This is a genomic window from Enterocloster sp. HCN-30185 (assembly GCF_037890305.1).
GTDB lineage: Bacteria > Bacillota > Clostridia > Lachnospirales > Lachnospiraceae > Enterocloster.
Window position 1 is genome coordinate 119,292 of record NZ_JBBKBT010000006.1, and the last position, 16,673, is coordinate 135,964.

At 47.8% G+C, this 16,673-nt stretch carries 16 protein-coding genes; 10 read left to right on the forward strand and 6 right to left on the reverse strand.

Features of this window, described 5'->3' with window-relative positions:
- From WKT10_RS08870 to WKT10_RS08880, 3 genes are all read left to right on the forward strand, one after another.
- Window positions 1-564 carry a TetR/AcrR family transcriptional regulator C-terminal domain-containing protein gene (locus WKT10_RS08870; protein WP_066543702.1) on the forward strand — a complete coding sequence of 188 codons (564 nt, stop codon included), beginning with the start codon at window positions 1-3 and terminating at the stop codon, window positions 562-564.
- Between the two features lie 146 nt (window positions 565-710).
- Window positions 711-1,859 carry a lactaldehyde reductase gene (fucO, locus tag WKT10_RS08875; protein ID WP_340276752.1) on the forward strand — a complete coding sequence of 383 codons (1,149 nt, stop codon included), beginning with the start codon at window positions 711-713 and terminating at the stop codon, window positions 1,857-1,859.
- A 313-nt stretch (window positions 1,860-2,172) separates the two neighbouring features.
- The gene (locus WKT10_RS08880; protein WP_340276753.1) at window positions 2,173-3,843 is read left to right on the forward strand and encodes a Na/Pi cotransporter family protein; all 1,671 of its coding nucleotides are present in this window, start codon (window positions 2,173-2,175) and stop codon (window positions 3,841-3,843) included.
- A 107-nt stretch (window positions 3,844-3,950) separates the two neighbouring features.
- Here WKT10_RS08880 and WKT10_RS08885 read toward each other — a convergent pair whose 3' ends face one another.
- From WKT10_RS08885 to WKT10_RS08900, 4 genes are all read right to left on the reverse strand, one after another.
- A complete protein-coding gene (locus WKT10_RS08885; protein ID WP_317437666.1) occupies window positions 3,951-4,607 on the reverse strand; it encodes a trimeric intracellular cation channel family protein in 657 nt (218 codons plus the stop codon).
- A 20-nt stretch (window positions 4,608-4,627) separates the two neighbouring features.
- A complete protein-coding gene (gene asnA / locus WKT10_RS08890) occupies window positions 4,628-5,635 on the reverse strand; it encodes an aspartate--ammonia ligase (protein WP_066543711.1) in 1,008 nt (335 codons plus the stop codon).
- A gap of 72 nt (window positions 5,636-5,707) precedes the next feature.
- Window positions 5,708-5,938, reverse strand: coding sequence for a DUF3006 domain-containing protein (locus WKT10_RS08895; RefSeq protein WP_066543713.1), 231 nt, complete (start codon window positions 5,936-5,938; stop codon window positions 5,708-5,710).
- A 33-nt stretch (window positions 5,939-5,971) separates the two neighbouring features.
- Window positions 5,972-6,934, reverse strand: a complete 963-nt coding sequence (locus WKT10_RS08900; protein WP_331467888.1) for a ComEC/Rec2 family competence protein — start codon at window positions 6,932-6,934, stop codon at window positions 5,972-5,974.
- A gap of 112 nt (window positions 6,935-7,046) precedes the next feature.
- Here WKT10_RS08900 and WKT10_RS08905 point away from each other — a divergent pair, with 112 nt between their 5' ends.
- Window positions 7,047-7,292 carry a nuclease gene (locus WKT10_RS08905; protein WP_066543717.1) on the forward strand — a complete coding sequence of 82 codons (246 nt, stop codon included), beginning with the start codon at window positions 7,047-7,049 and terminating at the stop codon, window positions 7,290-7,292.
- Window positions 7,293-7,296: 4 nt separating this feature from the next.
- Here WKT10_RS08905 and WKT10_RS08910 read toward each other — a convergent pair whose 3' ends face one another.
- Window positions 7,297-9,045: an ABC-ATPase domain-containing protein gene (locus tag WKT10_RS08910; RefSeq protein WP_340276757.1), complete on the reverse strand. Its 1,749-nt coding sequence runs from the start codon at window positions 9,043-9,045 to the stop codon at window positions 7,297-7,299.
- Window positions 9,046-9,303: 258 nt separating this feature from the next.
- On the opposite strand from WKT10_RS08910, the gene WKT10_RS08915 reads away from it, so the two are divergent.
- From WKT10_RS08915 to WKT10_RS08930, 4 genes are all read left to right on the forward strand, one after another.
- Window positions 9,304-10,494 carry a coenzyme F420-0:L-glutamate ligase gene (locus tag WKT10_RS08915; RefSeq protein WP_066543719.1) on the forward strand — a complete coding sequence of 397 codons (1,191 nt, stop codon included), beginning with the start codon at window positions 9,304-9,306 and terminating at the stop codon, window positions 10,492-10,494.
- 135 nt (window positions 10,495-10,629) lie between these two features.
- Window positions 10,630-11,334, forward strand: coding sequence for a hypothetical protein (locus WKT10_RS08920; protein ID WP_417045997.1), 705 nt, complete (start codon window positions 10,630-10,632; stop codon window positions 11,332-11,334).
- A complete protein-coding gene (locus WKT10_RS08925) occupies window positions 11,315-11,989 on the forward strand; it encodes a uracil-DNA glycosylase (protein WP_066543722.1) in 675 nt (224 codons plus the stop codon). The genes WKT10_RS08920 and WKT10_RS08925 overlap by 20 nt, the downstream gene beginning before the upstream one ends.
- A 91-nt stretch (window positions 11,990-12,080) precedes the next feature.
- Window positions 12,081-12,923 carry an undecaprenyl-diphosphate phosphatase gene (locus tag WKT10_RS08930; protein WP_066543724.1) on the forward strand — a complete coding sequence of 281 codons (843 nt, stop codon included), beginning with the start codon at window positions 12,081-12,083 and terminating at the stop codon, window positions 12,921-12,923.
- A 70-nt stretch (window positions 12,924-12,993) separates the two neighbouring features.
- Here WKT10_RS08930 and WKT10_RS08935 read toward each other — a convergent pair whose 3' ends face one another.
- Window positions 12,994-14,025, reverse strand: a complete 1,032-nt coding sequence (locus tag WKT10_RS08935; protein ID WP_066543726.1) for a 3-deoxy-7-phosphoheptulonate synthase — start codon at window positions 14,023-14,025, stop codon at window positions 12,994-12,996.
- Window positions 14,026-14,607: 582 nt separating this feature from the next.
- Between WKT10_RS08935 and tyrS the strand changes: the two genes are divergently transcribed.
- Both tyrS and WKT10_RS08945 read left to right on the forward strand, forming a co-directional pair.
- Window positions 14,608-15,834, forward strand: coding sequence for a tyrosine--tRNA ligase (gene tyrS, locus WKT10_RS08940; RefSeq protein ID WP_066543728.1), 1,227 nt, complete (start codon window positions 14,608-14,610; stop codon window positions 15,832-15,834).
- Between the two features lie 25 nt (window positions 15,835-15,859).
- Entirely contained in the window at window positions 15,860-16,603 is a 744-nt protein-coding gene (locus WKT10_RS08945; protein ID WP_337932761.1) for a hypothetical protein, read from the forward strand.
- The last annotated feature ends 70 nt before the right edge of the window (window positions 16,604-16,673 follow it).

A 16,673-nucleotide genomic window follows, 5' to 3' on the forward strand; every position in this document is an offset into this window, starting at 1 on the left:
ATGGAACTTACAAAACAGGAGAAAACAAAATACCGGCTGGCAGCTTCGGTGAAGGAGTGTATGAAGACTGCTTCGGTAGATAAGATAACCGTAAAAAATATTGTGGAAGGCTGCGGCCTTACCCGCCAGACATTTTACCGGAATTTTCTGGATAAATACGACTTAATTAACTGGTATTTTGACAAGCTGGTTCTTCAGTCCTTTGAGCAGATCGGCATGGGGCATACTGTGGGAGAAAGCCTGACACAGAAGTTTGCGTTTATCCGTGCAGAAAAGGTCTTCTTTACGGAAGCATTTCGAAGCGATGACCGCAATTCCGTAAAGGAACATGATTTTGAGCTGATCCTTCAGTTTTACAGGGATCTGATCAACCGCAGAACCAGCCGTCCCTTAAGTGAAGAAATACAGTTCCTTCTTGAGATGTACTGCCGCGGTTCCGTCTATATGACTGTAAAATGGGTTTTAGGGGGCATGAAGGACTCGCCTGAGGAAATGGCTAAAAAGCTGGTAGAAGCCCTGCCCCCCAAGCTTGCCAGAGTATTTGACGAATTGCAGCTTTTGTAACATCTGCATAAACCATTTTGTGACAATTCACAAAAAAGACATAGAAAGTGACAGACTACCCTGTTTGTCACTTTTATTTTTTTCAGGCGCTGTTATAATATTAACAAACAGGGAAGATCCTGAGAAAGAAAAGGAGAAGAGGAACCATGGCAAACAGAATTGTATTAAATGAAACTTCTTATCACGGTGCAGGTGCAATTGCAGAGATTGCAAATGAAGCAAAGGCAAGAGCCTTTAAGAAAGCATTCGTATGCTCGGATCCTGAATTGATCCGTTTTAACGTGACAAAAAAAGTGACAGATGTTCTGGATGAAGCAGGCCTGTCCTATGAGATTTACTCCAATATAAAGCCGAATCCTACGATTGAAAATGTACAGACCGGCGTAGCCGCTTTTAAGGCATCCGGCGCTGATTATCTGATCGCCATCGGCGGAGGATCCTCCATGGATACGGCCAAGGCCATTGGAATCATCATTGCAAATCCTGAGTTTGAGGACGTAAGAAGCTTAGAGGGTGTTGCTCCTACCAAGAACCCGTCTGTTCCGATCATTGCAGTTCCCACTACAGCAGGAACCGCAGCAGAGGTTACGATCAACTATGTTATTACAGATGTGGAGAAAAAGCGCAAATTCGTATGCGTAGATACACATGATATCCCTGTAGTAGCAGTAATTGACCCGGATATGATGGCTTCCATGCCAAAGGGTCTGACGGCATCTACCGGTATGGACGCTTTAACCCACGCCATTGAGGGATACACAACAAAGGGCGCATGGGAGATGACCGATATGTTCCACTTAAAGGCAATCGAGCTGATCTCAAAATATTTAAGAGGCGCCTGCGAAAATACAAAGGAAGGCCGCGAGGGTATGGCTCTGGGCCAGTACATCGCCGGAATGGGCTTTTCCAATGTAGGACTTGGTATTGTCCACTCTATGGCGCATGCTCTGGGCGCTGTATATGATACACCTCACGGCGTTGCAAATGCCATCCTTCTGCCGACTGTTATGGAGTATAACGCCCCCTGTACGGGAACCAAGTACAGGGACATCGCTATTGCCATGGGCGTAGAAGGAGCAGAGAACATGAGCCAGGAGGAATACCGGAAGGCTGCCGTAGAGGCTGTAAAGAAGCTGTCTGCAGATGTAGGTATTCCCGCTGACTTAAAGGAAATCGTTAAGCCTGAGGATGTAGATTTCCTGGCGCAGTCTGCAATGGATGATGCCTGCCGTCCCGGCAATCCAAAGGATCCGACCTTTGAGGATATCAAGGCGCTGTATCAGTCACTGATGTAACGATCATATCACAGAAAGGGGCTCTGGTTTTCAGAAGGAAACCGGAGCCTTTTTACATATAATTTACACAGACTTTACATTACCTCAGGGAAACTATATTGACTAGAAATGAAATATCCCGTATAATGAGAATACGTAAACAAAAGGTAAAAAAAATGTAAAAAAAGGGAAAAGAGGACAGAGACATGGTGGAGCGTATCTGCTGCGGTATACAGGCTATGTCTTATATTTTGTGCCTGTTTTGATGGATAAATGGATATTATCCGAAAAACGATATCAAATGTCTCTGAATCTGAACCAAAAAGGAGAAATCATGGGATTTGAATTGCTTTTAGGACTTTTAGGCGGCCTGGCACTGTTCCTTTACGGAATGCAGATGATGAGTACCAATCTGGAAGCGGCAGCCGGAAACAAGATGAAGCAGATCTTGGAGCGTCTGACCTCCAACCGTTTTCTGGGCGTTTTAGTGGGAGCTGTGATCACGGCGCTGATCCAGTCCTCATCCGCTACCACGGTTATGGTAGTGGGCTTTGTTAACTCCGGTCTGATGACTTTAAATCAGGCTGTATGGGTTATCATGGGCGCCAATATCGGTACGACCATCACAGGTCAGCTGATCGCTCTGGATGTTGGAGCTCTGGCTCCTCTGATCGCCTTTGTCGGAGTAGCCATCCTTGTATTTGTAAAGAATAAGAAGATCCAGCATATTGCCGGTATTGTTGCAGGCATCGGCGTACTCTTTATTGGTATGGATATGATGAGCTCTGCAATGTCTCCTTTAAGAGAAGAACCGCAGTTTGTGGAAATGATGACGAAATTCAGCAATCCGCTTCTGGGCATTCTGGTAGGCGCAGGCTTCACGGCGCTGATCCAGTCCTCCTCCGCGTCTGTCGGTATCTTACAGGCTCTGGCCATGAGCGGCGTCATTGATCTGTACAGCGCGGTATTCGTTCTGTTCGGACAGAACATCGGTACCTGTATTACGGCAGTTCTGGCTTCCATTGGAACGACCCGCAACGCAAAGCGCGCTACAGCGATCCATCTGCTGTTTAACCTGATCGGTACAGTGGTATTTGTTGTATTAAGCCTTGTAACTCCATTTACAGATGTGATGATCAGCCTGGCTCCGGGAAATCCCATGGCGCAGATTGCAAATGTCCATACGGTATTCAATCTGGGAACGTCCCTGCTTTTGCTTCCCTTCGGCAGTGTGCTGGTTAAGATCGTAGAGCGGATTCTTCCTGATACCGAGGTTAAGGTTATGGACGAAGATCACTGGCTTCAGGGACTTATGGCTTCTAAGCATCACCTTGGAGTATCCACCATTGCCATCAGCCAGATCCATGAAGAAATCCGTGATATGCTGTCTGCGGCTTCTAAAAACGTAGACGCCAGCTTCCTGGCAGTAGAGCAGGGACCCGGCGAAGACGGGATCGGAGAGATTGAAAACAGAGAAGAGGAGATCGATCTTGCAAATGTCCGTCTTTCCAAAAAGATATCCCGTGTTCTTGTTTTGGACCAGACGCCAAAGGATATTGAAACACTGAATAAGATGTATTCTATTCTGGGAAATATTGAGCGTATCGGCGATCACGCCATGAACCTGGCTGAGTATGCCCAGACCATTTTAGAAAAGGATCTGTCCTTTTCCGAGTATGCCCAGAGCGAGTTTTCCGTTATGGCGGACAGTTGCTCCAAGGGAATGAAGCTTCTGGAGCAGGCGGCTGCAGGAGAGAAGAAGTTTGAATTGGCGAAGGTACAGGAAATCGAACAGAAGATTGATGATATTACCCGTAAATTCCGCCAGAATCAGATTGACCGCATGAGAGCGGGAAGCTGTAATGTTGAGGCGTCGATTCTTTATTCTGAGATGCTTACAGATTATGAGCGTATCGGCGATCATATGTTAAATATTGCAGAGGCTTATGATGTGATCAACAAAAATGACGAAGGGATTTCCGACACACAGCCGGCCAATGCCTGAAATGTAAATACTGAAATATAAAAATGCGTTTCCCGTGGGAGGAGTTTCTTCCTGAGGGAAACGCATTTTTGACTGATGCATTTGACAGATATGCGTTTTTAATGCATCTATCCGATCTCATCCGTTGTAGCCTTGGGGAGATCCCAGCAGTAGCGGGTAGCTAACAGGCGGATCAGAACCACCAGGAATGCAGCTGCTACCATGGAGATACTTCCTCCCAGGAAGTCGGACAGATATACATAAAACAGAGCCCCGGCTAAAGATGCGCAGGCATACACATGCTTTTTCAGGATATAGGGCGTCTGTCCGGCCATGATGTCTCTGAGAACGCCGCCGCCTACTCCGGTAAGAACTCCCAGAAAGATAGACAGGAAACGATAATCGCCATAGCCTGCCATCATGGCAGTGTCGATGCCTGTGACCGTAAAGGCAGCCAGCCCGACGGCGTCAAAAATATTCATGATCCGTTCGTAGATTACAATGTAAGGGCCGGTAAGAATATGCTGGTTAAAACGGATGATAAGAAAAAGAACCAGCACGGTTACAAAGGCCATGATCACATAGATCGGGTTGATGAACAGGCTGGGAGGCACCCTTCCAAGAAGAATGTCTCTGAGCATACCGCCGCCGACGGCGGTTGTTTCCCCCAGGATGATCACTCCCAGAAGATCCAGACGCTTTCGGATCGCAGTCATAGCACCGGAGGAGGCAAAGGCAATAGTGCCGATAGCCTCAATGAGAAAGAAAAGAGAAATAGTTTCCATGGCGGCGCCCTCGTTTCTCTTTACAGAAGATAGATCTTATGCTGGCTGCATACAGCCCGCATATCAGCAGGCCAGATACTGGCCTGTACTTCTCCGATGTGGGCACGGTCAAGCAAAAGCATACACAGACGGGACTGTCCGATACCGCCTCCGATGGTGTAGGGAAGTTCTCCGTTTAACAGCATCCTGTGGTAAGGAAGGTTCATGCGGTCTTCGCAGCCGGCTTTTTTTAACTGCTCTTTAAGAGAAGCTTCATCCACGCGGATGCCCATGCTGGAGATTTCCAGGGCACAGTTTAAGGTATCAAACCAGAACAGGATATCGCCGTTTAATTTCCAGTCATCATAGTCCGGTGCGCGTCCGTCATGGGGCTTTCCATCTGCCAGCTTATCGCCGATCTGCATTAAGAATACGCAGCCATGCTCTTTGGTGATCAGGTTTTCTCTCTCCTTTGGCGTTTTGTCGGGATACATCTGTGCCAGCTCGCCTGTAGTAATAAAAAAGATGTCATCCGGAAGCTCTTTTACGGCCTGGGGATACTTGTACCAGACCTCATGCTGCATATGCTTGATGATCTTGAAGATTTCCCGTACCGTAGCCATCAGGGTTTCCATGGTGCGCTCTTCTTTGGTGATCACCTTTTCCCAGTCCCACTGGTCTACATAGCAGGAGTGGAGATTATCCAGCTCTTCATCCCTGCGGATGGCGTTCATATTGGTATAGAGACCTTCTCCCGGCTGAAAGCCGTATTCCTTTAAGGCAATGCGCTTCCATTTGGCCAGTGAATGGACAACCTCCAGAGTTTCACCGGGAAGGCCGGCCATATCAAACTGGACCGGACGCTCTACGCCGTTTAAGTTGTCGTTTAAACCGCTACTTTGTTCTACAAACAAGGGAGCGGAGATACGCTCCAGATGAAGCTCACGCCCCATTTCCTTCTGAAAGGTATCGCGTATGTACTTGATGGCATCCTGTGTTTCACGGATCGTAAGCCTGGGGTCATATTTCTTGGGTAATATCAGTTCCATTGATCCATCCTCCATAAAAAAGCTCTGTATGCTGTGGGATACAGGCGTGATAAAATTACTCCTATGGTATCATTAAAGGAAAAAAGGTGCAAGAGAAAAAAGATTTTTCATTTTTTGCCGGATGCGTTTTCTTCGTTCACTGGTTTCGTCCGGGTCAGTTTTGAAAACTCCGTTTTCTTCCCGGAGGACATCTCCCTCCTTTACGCCCTGAGGCAGACAAGACAGCGGGAGAGTAAAGACAGAGCGGTCCTCTCTCTGGCATACAGCTGTGGTTTCTTCGATTCGGTCAACAATGCAGATCATAAAATATCCCTCCTATAGCGTTTCTATAATGTTTTATTTTTTGGTATAGGTCCAGGTAAGTCCTTCCGGAGAACTGGATGCGATGATGGTACCCTTTTCATCCGTACGCAGTACCTGAATGCGGTGTTCAGCGTATTTTTTTAAGGTTTCCTTATGGGGATGGCCGTAGGAATTGCCCTTGCCGCAGGAAATCACGGCCCAGGATGGAGATACAGCTTCTAAAAATTCAGGGCTGCTGGAGGTGCGGCTGCCATGATGGCCTGATTTTAATACATCAGCCGAAAGATTCAGGCCGCTGCGTGCCATATCTTCCTCAGCCTCTGTTTCCGCATCGCCGCACATGACAAAGGAATGATTTCCATCTGTGAGGCGGATGCCCACAGACCAGTCATTCAGCTCATCTGCGTAATCGCCCACAGGACCTAAGACGGTAAACTGGGACTGTCCCAGATCATAGGTATCACCGGGAACGGGCTTTGTGATCTTAAGCCCCTGGCCGGCCACTGCATCCAGAACATCTTCAAAGGTTGCAGTCGTATGTTCAACCGGCGGCATAATAACGGTTTTGGCCGGAAATGTTTCCAGTACGTCGTCCAGCCCGCCGATATGATCCGAGTGGGGATGGGTACCGATCACATAGTCCAGAGAGGTGACGCCCTGCTCTTTCAGGTAGTTTACAACCGTATCGCCCTGATCATTTTCCCCTGCATCGACCAGCATAAAATGAGTTCCGTCCTGGATCAGGATGCTGTCTCCCTGGCCCACATCAATAAAATGTACATTTAAGGTGCCGCTGCTGCTTTGTATTTCAGGGTTCGTTTTATCATTTAACTGCCCTTTTACCGCTTCCTTTGCATAATCCCAGGCAGCTGAAACTGCCTGATCGGCTGCGGATTCAAGGTATTTGGAGGCTTCCTCCTTTGAGCAGCCGCCAAGAGAGAGAAGAGAAGCGGTCAGTAAAATAGTCCCTATGAAACGATATGTCTGTTTTGTCATGTCTTATCAGCCTTTCTGTTATATTTTCCCATTCTGTCCCATATATAACTATTATGAGGGACGATTCCCCGAAGAAAACGAAACACACTAAATTATAAAGGAGTTAATACCTATGGCAAGAGGAGTAAGAAGAACCCACACAGAAAAACTTCAGTCTGAGCTTTCTGAGGTCCGGGCTGCGATTTCCCAGTATGAGGACAGCCTGGATGAGCTGCGTTCCCGGGAAAAGGAAATCAATTCCCAGATCGAGATCGAGCGTTTTAAGGAAGTCAGCGAGCTTTTAAAGCAGCGCGGAATGACGCTCTGCGATTTAAAGGAGCTTCTGTCTTCAAGGGAAACACAGGCAGCCGGAATCTGACTGCTCAGCCTCTGAACCGGTTAATGCAGGCGAAAATTTCCTGAGGTCTGGGCATACACAGTCCCATGGCGGCATAGGAGTAGCCGCTCACAGCAGTGAGGCCGCCCTTTGCCGTCTCTTTTTGGATATAGTCAACTGTTTCGGCAACCGTATACCGTTCCAGAAGCCGCTTTTCCATACAGAACCGCAGGATCTGCGCCAGCGCCTGGGTCTGCTCACTGTCAATAAGCTGTTCTACAAACCTCAGTTCTGACGGGCGGCGTCCTACTTCTATGGAATCTTTTCCATATACCTTTACCTTGATCCGGTCATCACGTCCGCCCTGTTCTCTGCCGCGGCGGCCCTCTTTTACGTTCATATCCTGTTTCCGATGATCTTTTTCCGCTTTTATCTGGAATTTTCTTCCTGCTTTCGGAAGTGTAAAGCCGGGAGCCGGTTCAATGGATGGCCGGTTGTCTCCGGCGCAGATTTCCTTTACCTTTTTTGTAATATCCAGGGGGACATAGGAGTCCATCTGGATAATGGTATCTGCAATATAAAAATAGGCTCCTGAGCTTCCGGCTACTAAAACGGTAGAAATGCCTGCCTTATGAAACAGATCTTCCGCCCGGTTGGTAAATGGAGTGATCGGTTCCTGGCTGCGGTTTATGACCTTCTGCATCAGATCGTCCCGTACCATGAAATTGGTGGCGGAAGTGTCCTCATCAATGAGAAACACCCTGCTTCCGCTTTCGATTCCCTCGATGACAGCGGCTGCCTGGGAGGTACTGCCGCTGGCATCCTCTGTGGAAAAGCATCTGGTATCCTTTTTGTTTGGAAGATCATTGATGAACATGGAAATGTCAACATTCCGGATGCTTCTTCCGTCCTCAGCCCGAAGCTTTAAGGCTGTGTCATCGGTGATCACAAATTCACGCCCGTCTCCGGCGATATGGTCGTATACTCCGGCCTCCAGCGCCTTTAACAGGGTGGATTTTCCGTGATACCCTCCGCCCACGATCAGGGTGATCCCGCGGCGGACTGCCATGCCGGAGCAGTTTCCGTGATGAGGAAGAGTAAGTGTGATCCGCATGGATTCAGGGGAAGAAAAGGGAGTGCTGTTTTTCATGGGCCGGCTGGATATGCCGCTTTCCCTTGGAAGAATGGCGCCGTCTGCCACAAAGGAGACAAGCTCCAGACGTTTTAATTCCTGACGGATAAAATACTGATCCTCTGCAAGCTCTGCCACGGCCTCTGGTTCATGGATCGGTCTGTTTTTATAAAAAAGCACCTGTTTTACACACTGGGGCAGAAAATCAAAGAGGATCCGTATCAGTTCACCGCTGTTGATGGTGCGGCCGTTTGCGGGAAAACCGGCTTCCAGCCGTATCCAGATTCCATCTGAGCAGCATTCACAGGCAGTCCGTTCCAAAATTTCCGGTCCCGGACAGCTGATGGAAATAAGGCCGCTTTTTCCAGATCCCTTTGCTTTAAAATTGTACCGGGCGGTCTCCTTATAAAACCGGCGCACAAGATCGTCCTCAAAGGCTCTTTTTTTATGGGGAGCATCAAAAAGTGTTTTTGGATATCCGGCTTTTTGGTGGGTAATAAAAATACTCAGCTTGGAGGGAGAAGCAAAGGGGTCTCCCTGCACATGGTCAATACATAACTGGTAATCGCCAAAGTCATAGATGCCCTGGGCGGATTTATAGGCCGGATAGCTTTTCCGGTCAATGGATTCTAACAGACGTTTAAGCTCGTTTGATGATTTCATGCTTCCATACACCTTTCGCATCCGGAATTTTTCCCGGACTTTCAGGTATCATTTTAAGCGAACACACAGAAAAATGCAACGCCTGCAAACGTTCCTAAGGTTTTCTGATGACCTTCAAAGGCATCCTGCACACCAGATTTCAGGGAGCCCTGCAAAAAAATATTCCCAAAACCAATAATTTGAGTTATAATAAAATAGAGTCGTTTTGTGTGGCTTTTTACTCCACAAAAGAAATTTATAGACTAGGAGACAATACATATGGAAAGAAAAGTAGGAACAATCTCAAGAGGGATCCGCTGCCCGATCATCCGTGAAGGCGACGATCTTGCTGCGATCGTGGTAGACAGCGTACTGGACGCAGCTTCCAGCGAGGGCTTTGAACTGCGTGACAGGGACGTAATCTCTGTTACTGAGTCTGTAGTAGCCAGAGCTCAGGGAAACTACGCTTCCATCGATGCCATTGCCGAGGATGTAAAAGCAAAGCTGGGCGGAGAGACCATCGGCGTTATTTTCCCAATTTTATCAAGAAACCGTTTTTCCATCTGCTTAAAGGGAATTGCCAGAGGCGCAAAGAAGATTATTCTGATGCTCAGTTATCCAAGCGATGAGGTAGGAAACGCCCTGGTGTCTCTGGATCAGGTAGATGAGGCTGGAATCAATCCTTACAGCGATGTTCTGGATCTGAAGCGTTACAGGGAGCTTTTTGGAGAAAATAAGCATCCATTTACAGGCGTAGACTATGTAGATTACTACTGTGAGCTGATAAGAGAGCAGGGCGCAGAGGCAGAAGTTATCTTTGCAAATAATCCAAGAGAAATCGTAAAGCACACCAAGAACGTTCTTACCTGCGATATCCATTCCCGTATGCGCACCAAGCGCATCTTAAAAGAAGCAGGAGCAGAGAGAGTCTGCGGTATGGACGATATCCTGACAGCTCCTGTTAACGGCAGCGGCTGCAACGAGAAGTACGGACTTTTAGGCTCCAACAAGTCTACCGAGGATACCATCAAGCTGTTCCCAAGAGAGTGCAGCGATCTGGTATATGAGATCCAGAAGCAGATCCTGGATCGTACCGGAAAGCACGTTGAGGTTATGGTATACGGTGACGGTGCATTTAAAGATCCGGTAGGAAAAATCTGGGAGCTGGCTGACCCGGTTGTTGCGGTTGCAAATACCGAGGGTCTGGAAGGAACTCCAAACGAAATCAAGTTAAAATATCTGGCGGACAACGATTTTAAGGATCTGTCCGGCGCAGCATTAAAGGATGCGATCTCTCAGAGGATCAGAGAGAAGAAGTCCGACCTGGTGGGGGATATGGCTTCTCAGGGAACAACTCCGAGAAAACTTACAGATCTGATCGGATCTCTGTGCGACCTGACCAGCGGTTCCGGCGATAAGGGAACTCCTATTATTCTGGTTCAGGGATATTTTGATAACTATACCAATTAAAGCAGGCTTTTTTCAGAGTGATGCAGCAGCCTGATGCTTATGTGGGGCAAAATCCGGCAGAGGTTCTCGCAAGGGGATTTCTGCCGGATTTTTACCAGGCTGCAGCGGCAGAGGAACGTACACAATATGGAATATATAACACATACAGACCAGACCCTGTCAGCCAGACTGGCTGCTTCGGAGCGGATCCTCATCGGGATCGGGCCAGAGTGGGGGCTAAAGTCTGAAAAAAAGAAAATCCGGGATTGCAGGCTTTCAGACCCGGAGCAGGCAGAGATAAAGGCCGCCTATGAAGCGCTGTACGAGATGGTGAAGGATAAGGATTACTATCTGGTCACGACTCTTACGGACGGAGCGGTTTATGATACGCCCTTTGACAGAGAGCGCATCACGGCTCCCTGCGGGAATATTCACTGGCGTCAGTGCAGCAGGGCCTGTACAAAGGATATCTGGGAGGAGGGAGAACTTCCAGATGAGTTCTGCCCCCACTGCGGCGCTCCTCTTGCGGGAAATACCATAAAGGAAGAAAACTATATTGAGGAAGGCTATCTTCCCGGGTGGAAGAGGTATCTTTCCTGGCAGGCCGGGACTGTGAACCGTACACTGACTATATTAGAGCTGGGAGAGGGCTTTGCTTCTCCTACGGTTATGCGCTGGCCTTTTGAAAAGATCATTTTCTTTAACAGAAAGGCTCTTTTGTACCGGGTCAATGAAGAATTTTATCAGATACCCAGGGAGGTACAGGAACGCAGCATTCCGGTGCATGGAAATTCTCTGGAATGGATTTTGAATGAAAAAACAAAGGAAGAGAGTGAGTGTGATGGCGGCAATATCCAATGACTGGCTGGGCCCTTTAAGTGGGGAATTTAAAAAGCCTTATTATAAAAAGCTGTATGAAACAGTAAAACATGAATATGAGACCAGAAAGATATTTCCCGATCCGGACGATATCTTCAACGCCTTCGCCTTTACACCTCTGGAAAAGGTAAAGGTAGTGATCCTGGGACAGGATCCCTATCACAATGACGGTCAGGCCCATGGCCTTTGCTTCTCCGTAAAACCGGATGTAGATGTGCCGCCGTCTCTTGTAAATATTTACCAGGAGCTTCACGACGATCTGGGCTGCTATATTCCCAATAACGGCTATCTGAAAAAATGGGCGGATCAGGGAGTGATGCTTTTGAATACGGTGCTTACGGTCCGGGCCCATCAGGCTAACTCCCACCATGATATAGGCTGGGAACAGTTTACGGATGCAGCCATACGGGTACTCAACGAGCAGGACCGCCCGATGGTATTTATCCTGTGGGGAAGGCCGGCCCAGGCCAAAGCCGCTATGCTGGATAATAAAAAACACCTTATTTTAAAAGCGCCTCATCCAAGCCCGCTGTCTGCCTATCGGGGATTTTTCGGAAGCCGTCCCTTCAGCCAGACCAATTATTTTCTCACGCAGAACGGTCTGGATCCCATTGACTGGCAGATTGAAAATATCTGACCGTCTGCAGAAGGCATGGGAGAGTGAGGAAACGCATACGATATACCGTCGGAAGACGGTTCTAAAACATACGGTGTAAAAAGGAGAAACTATGAGTTTGGTAGAAACATTAAAAATCATCGTACTGGGAATTGTGGAGGGATTTACAGAGTGGCTGCCTATCAGCAGCACCGGCCATATGATCCTGGTGGATGAGATCATCCGTCTGGACCAGCCGGAGGCATTTAAGGAAATGTTTCTGGTAGTGATCCAGCTGGGGGCAATCCTGGCAGTGGCAGTGATGTATTTTCACAGGCTCAATCCATTCAGCCCTTCAAAAAACCGCAGGCAGAGGGAAGCAACCTGGGCTCTGTGGATCAAGATCATCATTGCCTGCATTCCGGCGGCTGTTCTGGGGCTTTTGCTGGATGACTGGATGGAGGCCCATCTGTATAATGCCTATGTGGTAGCGGCAATGCTGATCCTCTATGGTATTTTGTTCATTGTACTGGAAAACAGTCCCATCACTTCCAGTCCATCAATCCAGAAGGTGGGACAGATTTCTGTGAAAACAGGCTTCCTGATCGGCGTATTTCAGCTGCTTTCGTTGATTCCCGGTACCTCCCGCTCAGGCTCTACGATTTTAGGCGCTATGATCCTGGGCTGTTCAAGAAGCGCTGCCGCTGAGTTTTCCTTTTTCCTGGGAATCCCGGTGATGTTTGGAGCCAGCTTTTTGAAAATTGTAAAATTTTTCCTGGATGGAAATTCCTTTACAGGATCTCAGATTTTCTATACGCTTTTAGGAATGGCTGTGGCATTTGGAGTTTCGGTTTACTCGATCCAGTTCCTGATGAGCTATGTCCGCAGACATAATTTCAAATTTTTCGGATATTACAGAATTATTCTGGGAGCTATCGTGCTGGCATACTTTGGTATTACGGCTCTCGCCGTATAAAAGGAATGCTCCGTTTCTGAACATCTGCCGGAACAGACGGATGGAACAGAAACGGAGCATTTTTTATTTATTATTCAACCATATCGGCAATCTCATAGATCAGGCGTTCGCTTTCCTCCCAGCCAAGACAGGGATCGGTGATGGACTGTCCGTAGCAGTGCTGTCCGATCTTATGGCTGCCGGGCTCGATGTAGCTTTCAATCATCAGGCCCTTTACCAGATGGCGGATATCGTTGGAGTAGCGGCGGCTGTGAAGTACCTCTTTTGCAATGCGCACCTGCTCTTTGTACTGTTTGTTGGAGTTGGAATGATTGGTGTCCACGATGCAGGCCGGATTTTTAAGCTCTCTCTGGGAATAGAGATCATAGAGCAGCCTTAAATCCTCATAGTGATAGTTGGGGCTGCACTGACCGCGCTTATTAACTGCGCCGCGCAGGATCACATGGGTGAGAGGATTGCCGGGGCAGCTTACCTCATCTCCTCGGAAGATAAAGTCATGGGGAAGCTGGGCTGCAACAACAGAGTTTAACATAACAGTCATGTCGCCGCTGGTAGGGTTTTTCATACCAACAGGTACGTCGCAGCCGCTGGCTACCAGCCGATGGTATTGGTTTTCAACCGAGCGGGCGCCGACGGCAATATAGGACATGATATCGGACAGATACTGCAGGTTGTCCGGATAAAGCATCTCATCGGCTGTAGACATACCGGTTTCCCGGAGCACACGCATATGCATATGGCGGATGGCAAGGATCCCCTGAAGCATATCCGGCTTTTTTTCGGGATCCGGTTGATGGAGCATACCCATATAACCTTCTCCAGTGGTCCGCGGCTTATTCGTATAGACTCTGGGGATGATGATCAGCTGATCCTTTGTAGCCTCCTGAACCTTTGCAAGGCGGTTCGCATAGTCGCAGACCGCATCCTCATTATCAGCGGAGCAGGGACCGATGATCACCAGGAATTTATTACTCTGGCCGGTAATGACCTTTTTAATTTCCTCATCTCTTTCTTTTTTTAAAGCTGCCAGATGATCCGCAAGAGGAAACTGTTCAAGAATCTCTGCGGGAGTTGGCAGTTCATTTACAAGTGTAAATCCCATCTCATATTCCTCCCTTTGTGTGTAAATTCGATAATGCAACATTATAATATACAAAAACAGATTCGTAAAGCAAAAGTGTACTGTCTTGACAAATCTATTTTACCTGCCTATAATAGTGATAATTTCATGAAATGGCTATGACGGGAAAAAGTAGTATTCTGCACAAGCATACAGAAAGCAGCCGGGGGATGAGAGGCGCATGGAAAGCAGGATATGAATACATCTCTGAGCTTCGCACCAAACGGACGGAATCTGCACAGGTTTTTCCGGCTCAGTAGGCTGCGACGGATCCGGCACACGTTATCGTGCCTGAGTATCTGCCGGCTGGAAAGCGGTTTATTTATTTTACGGCATGTACTTAAGGAGGCAGTCAGTGCGAGCTGGCTGTAAACATCAGGTGGTAACACGGGCTTTCTGCTCCGTCCTTTTGAACAGGGGACGGAGCTTTTTTAGTTCCATAGAGAAGCGAGGCTTATGAAATAAAAACGCTTCCCAGCCTGAAGCCGCCGAAACTGTAAGAAATCAGGCCTTTGCATGAAAATAGAAATATGGTAAAATAAAAACAGTAAAGGAGAGAAGACAATGCAGATCTACGAAGAACTGATTGCCAGAGGCTTAATTGCCCAGGTAACAAACGAAGAAGAAATCAAAAAAATGGTGAATGAGGGAAAGGCCGTATTCTATATTGGATTTGACCCGACCGCAGACAGCCTTCATGTAGGCCACTTTATGGCTCTTTGTCTGATGAAGCGCCTTCAGATGGCAGGAAATAAGCCTATTGCCCTGATCGGAGGCGGCACCGGTATGGTAGGAGATCCTTCCGGCCGTACGGATATGCGTACTATGATGACACCAGAGATCATCCAGCACAACTGCGACTGCTTTAAAAAGCAGATGAGCCGTTTCATCGACTTTTCCGAAGGAAAGGCCATGATGGTAAACAATGCTGAATGGCTGATGGATTTAAATTACATTGAGTTTTTACGGGAGATCGGTCCTCATTTCTCTGTAAATAATATGTTAAGGGCTGAGTGCTATAAGCAGCGGATGGAAAAGGGTTTAAGCTTCCTTGAGTTCAACTACATGCTCATGCAGAGTTATGACTTCTATGAGCTGTTCCAGCGCTACGGCTGCAATATGCAGTTCGGCGGCGACGATCAGTGGAGCAATATGCTGGGAGGTACAGAGCTTATCCGCCGCAAGCTGGGAAAAGACGCCCACGCTATGACCATTACCCTTCTGTTAAACTCAGAGGGAAAAAAGATGGGGAAGACCCAGTCCGGCGCCGTATGGCTGGATCCAAACAAGACTTCCCCATTCGATTTCTATCAGTACTGGAGAAATGTGGCAGATGCCGATGTGCTTAAGTGCCTGCGTATGCTTACATTCCTTCCATTAGAGCAGATTGACGAGATGGACAAATGGGAAGGCAGCCAGTTAAATCAGGCAAAGGAAATCCTGGCATTTGAGCTTACCAAGCTGGTGCACGGCGAGGAAGAGGCTGCAAAGGCACAGGAGGGCGCAAGAGCGCTGTTTTCAGCTGGAGGAAGCACCATCAATATGCCTACCAGCGAGCTGACGGAAGAGGATTTTAAAGAAAATGCCATGGATATCCTGACGATCCTGACGAAATCAGGACTGGCTTCTTCACGTTCTGAGGCAAGACGAAATGTAGAGCAGGGCGGCGTATCTGTAGACGGAGAGACTGTAAAGGATATTCACGCTGCCTTTGAAAAGGACCGTTTTGCCGGAGAGGGCCTTGTAGTAAAGAGAGGCAAAAAGAATTTCAGAAAAGTGATATTAAAGTAATGAAGCAGTGGGAGGAGGTGGCCGGATGAAAAAGGCAGGGATTCTGCGTTGCATGAAAGCGCTGGCTGCGGCAGCAACCTTAACCATCGTGGGCGCCTTTACCGCCCTGGCGGGTTCTGCCGGAAAAACGCCGGTTCCGGTAACGCTCCATCTGGATGTAAATAACCGGCAGACGGCCATCTATGACGGCTATACGTCCTATGTAATGGGAAACCGCGTATCGGATAAGGATACCTTTACCATTACAAAGGACAGAAATGATGTAAATCTGGATGAGATTGTTTTAAATTATTATCTCATCACCTACGAGGGAGATACTCAAAAGAGCCTGGAGTGCCGGGTGTACGGATTGGAGGAGGGAGAGCATTATCCGGTCGTACGCCCGGAAACACTGGCAAAGGAAAGCGAAAGCCGGCTCTATGATTCTCTGGAGCGGTGCTATGTTCTTGAATTTGTCAGAGGAGATGAGCGAAGATCCTATTATTTTATGCTTCTTCCCGAGGCAGAGATGCCTTCCTATCGGAATATCCATCTAGGAAGCTGGGAAAAGGATAAAAAGGGCTGGAGATATCTTTATCAGGAAAATTATCTTACCTCCTGGGCCTTGATCAATGACAGCTGGTATTTTTTCGGTATGGACGGTTATATGAAAACCGGCTGGCAGGAGTACAAAGAAAATTGGTATTATCTGAATCCTGATAATGGCGTTATGATGACGAACTGTACTATAGATGGATATCAGGTGGATGGAAGCGGTGTGAGAATCTGACCAGTTACATTAAAAAATCATCCGGGCAGTCCGGGAACGGTATCGTTCCGGAATGTCCGGATGCTTTTTT

Coding starts and splice junctions, on each gene's coding strand:
- WKT10_RS08870 (WP_066543702.1), top strand. CDS start 1: ATGGAACTTACAAAACAGGAGAAAACAAAATACCGGCTGGCAGCTTCG.
- fucO (WP_340276752.1), top strand. CDS start 711: ATGGCAAACAGAATTGTATTAAATGAAACTTCTTATCACGGTGCAGGT.
- WKT10_RS08880 (WP_340276753.1), top strand. CDS start 2,173: ATGGGATTTGAATTGCTTTTAGGACTTTTAGGCGGCCTGGCACTGTTC.
- WKT10_RS08885 (WP_317437666.1), bottom strand. CDS start 4,607: ATGGAAACTATTTCTCTTTTCTTTCTCATTGAGGCTATCGGCACTATT.
- asnA (WP_066543711.1), bottom strand. CDS start 5,635: ATGGAACTGATATTACCCAAGAAATATGACCCCAGGCTTACGATCCGT.
- WKT10_RS08895 (WP_066543713.1), bottom strand. CDS start 5,938: ATGATCTGCATTGTTGACCGAATCGAAGAAACCACAGCTGTATGCCAG.
- WKT10_RS08900 (WP_331467888.1), bottom strand. CDS start 6,934: ATGACAAAACAGACATATCGTTTCATAGGGACTATTTTACTGACCGCT.
- WKT10_RS08905 (WP_066543717.1), top strand. CDS start 7,047: ATGGCAAGAGGAGTAAGAAGAACCCACACAGAAAAACTTCAGTCTGAG.
- WKT10_RS08910 (WP_340276757.1), bottom strand. CDS start 9,045: ATGAAATCATCAAACGAGCTTAAACGTCTGTTAGAATCCATTGACCGG.
- WKT10_RS08915 (WP_066543719.1), top strand. CDS start 9,304: ATGGAAAGAAAAGTAGGAACAATCTCAAGAGGGATCCGCTGCCCGATC.
- WKT10_RS08925 (WP_066543722.1), top strand. CDS start 11,315: ATGGCGGCAATATCCAATGACTGGCTGGGCCCTTTAAGTGGGGAATTT.
- WKT10_RS08930 (WP_066543724.1), top strand. CDS start 12,081: ATGAGTTTGGTAGAAACATTAAAAATCATCGTACTGGGAATTGTGGAG.
- WKT10_RS08935 (WP_066543726.1), bottom strand. CDS start 14,025: ATGGGATTTACACTTGTAAATGAACTGCCAACTCCCGCAGAGATTCTT.
- tyrS (WP_066543728.1), top strand. CDS start 14,608: ATGCAGATCTACGAAGAACTGATTGCCAGAGGCTTAATTGCCCAGGTA.
- WKT10_RS08945 (WP_337932761.1), top strand. CDS start 15,860: ATGAAAAAGGCAGGGATTCTGCGTTGCATGAAAGCGCTGGCTGCGGCA.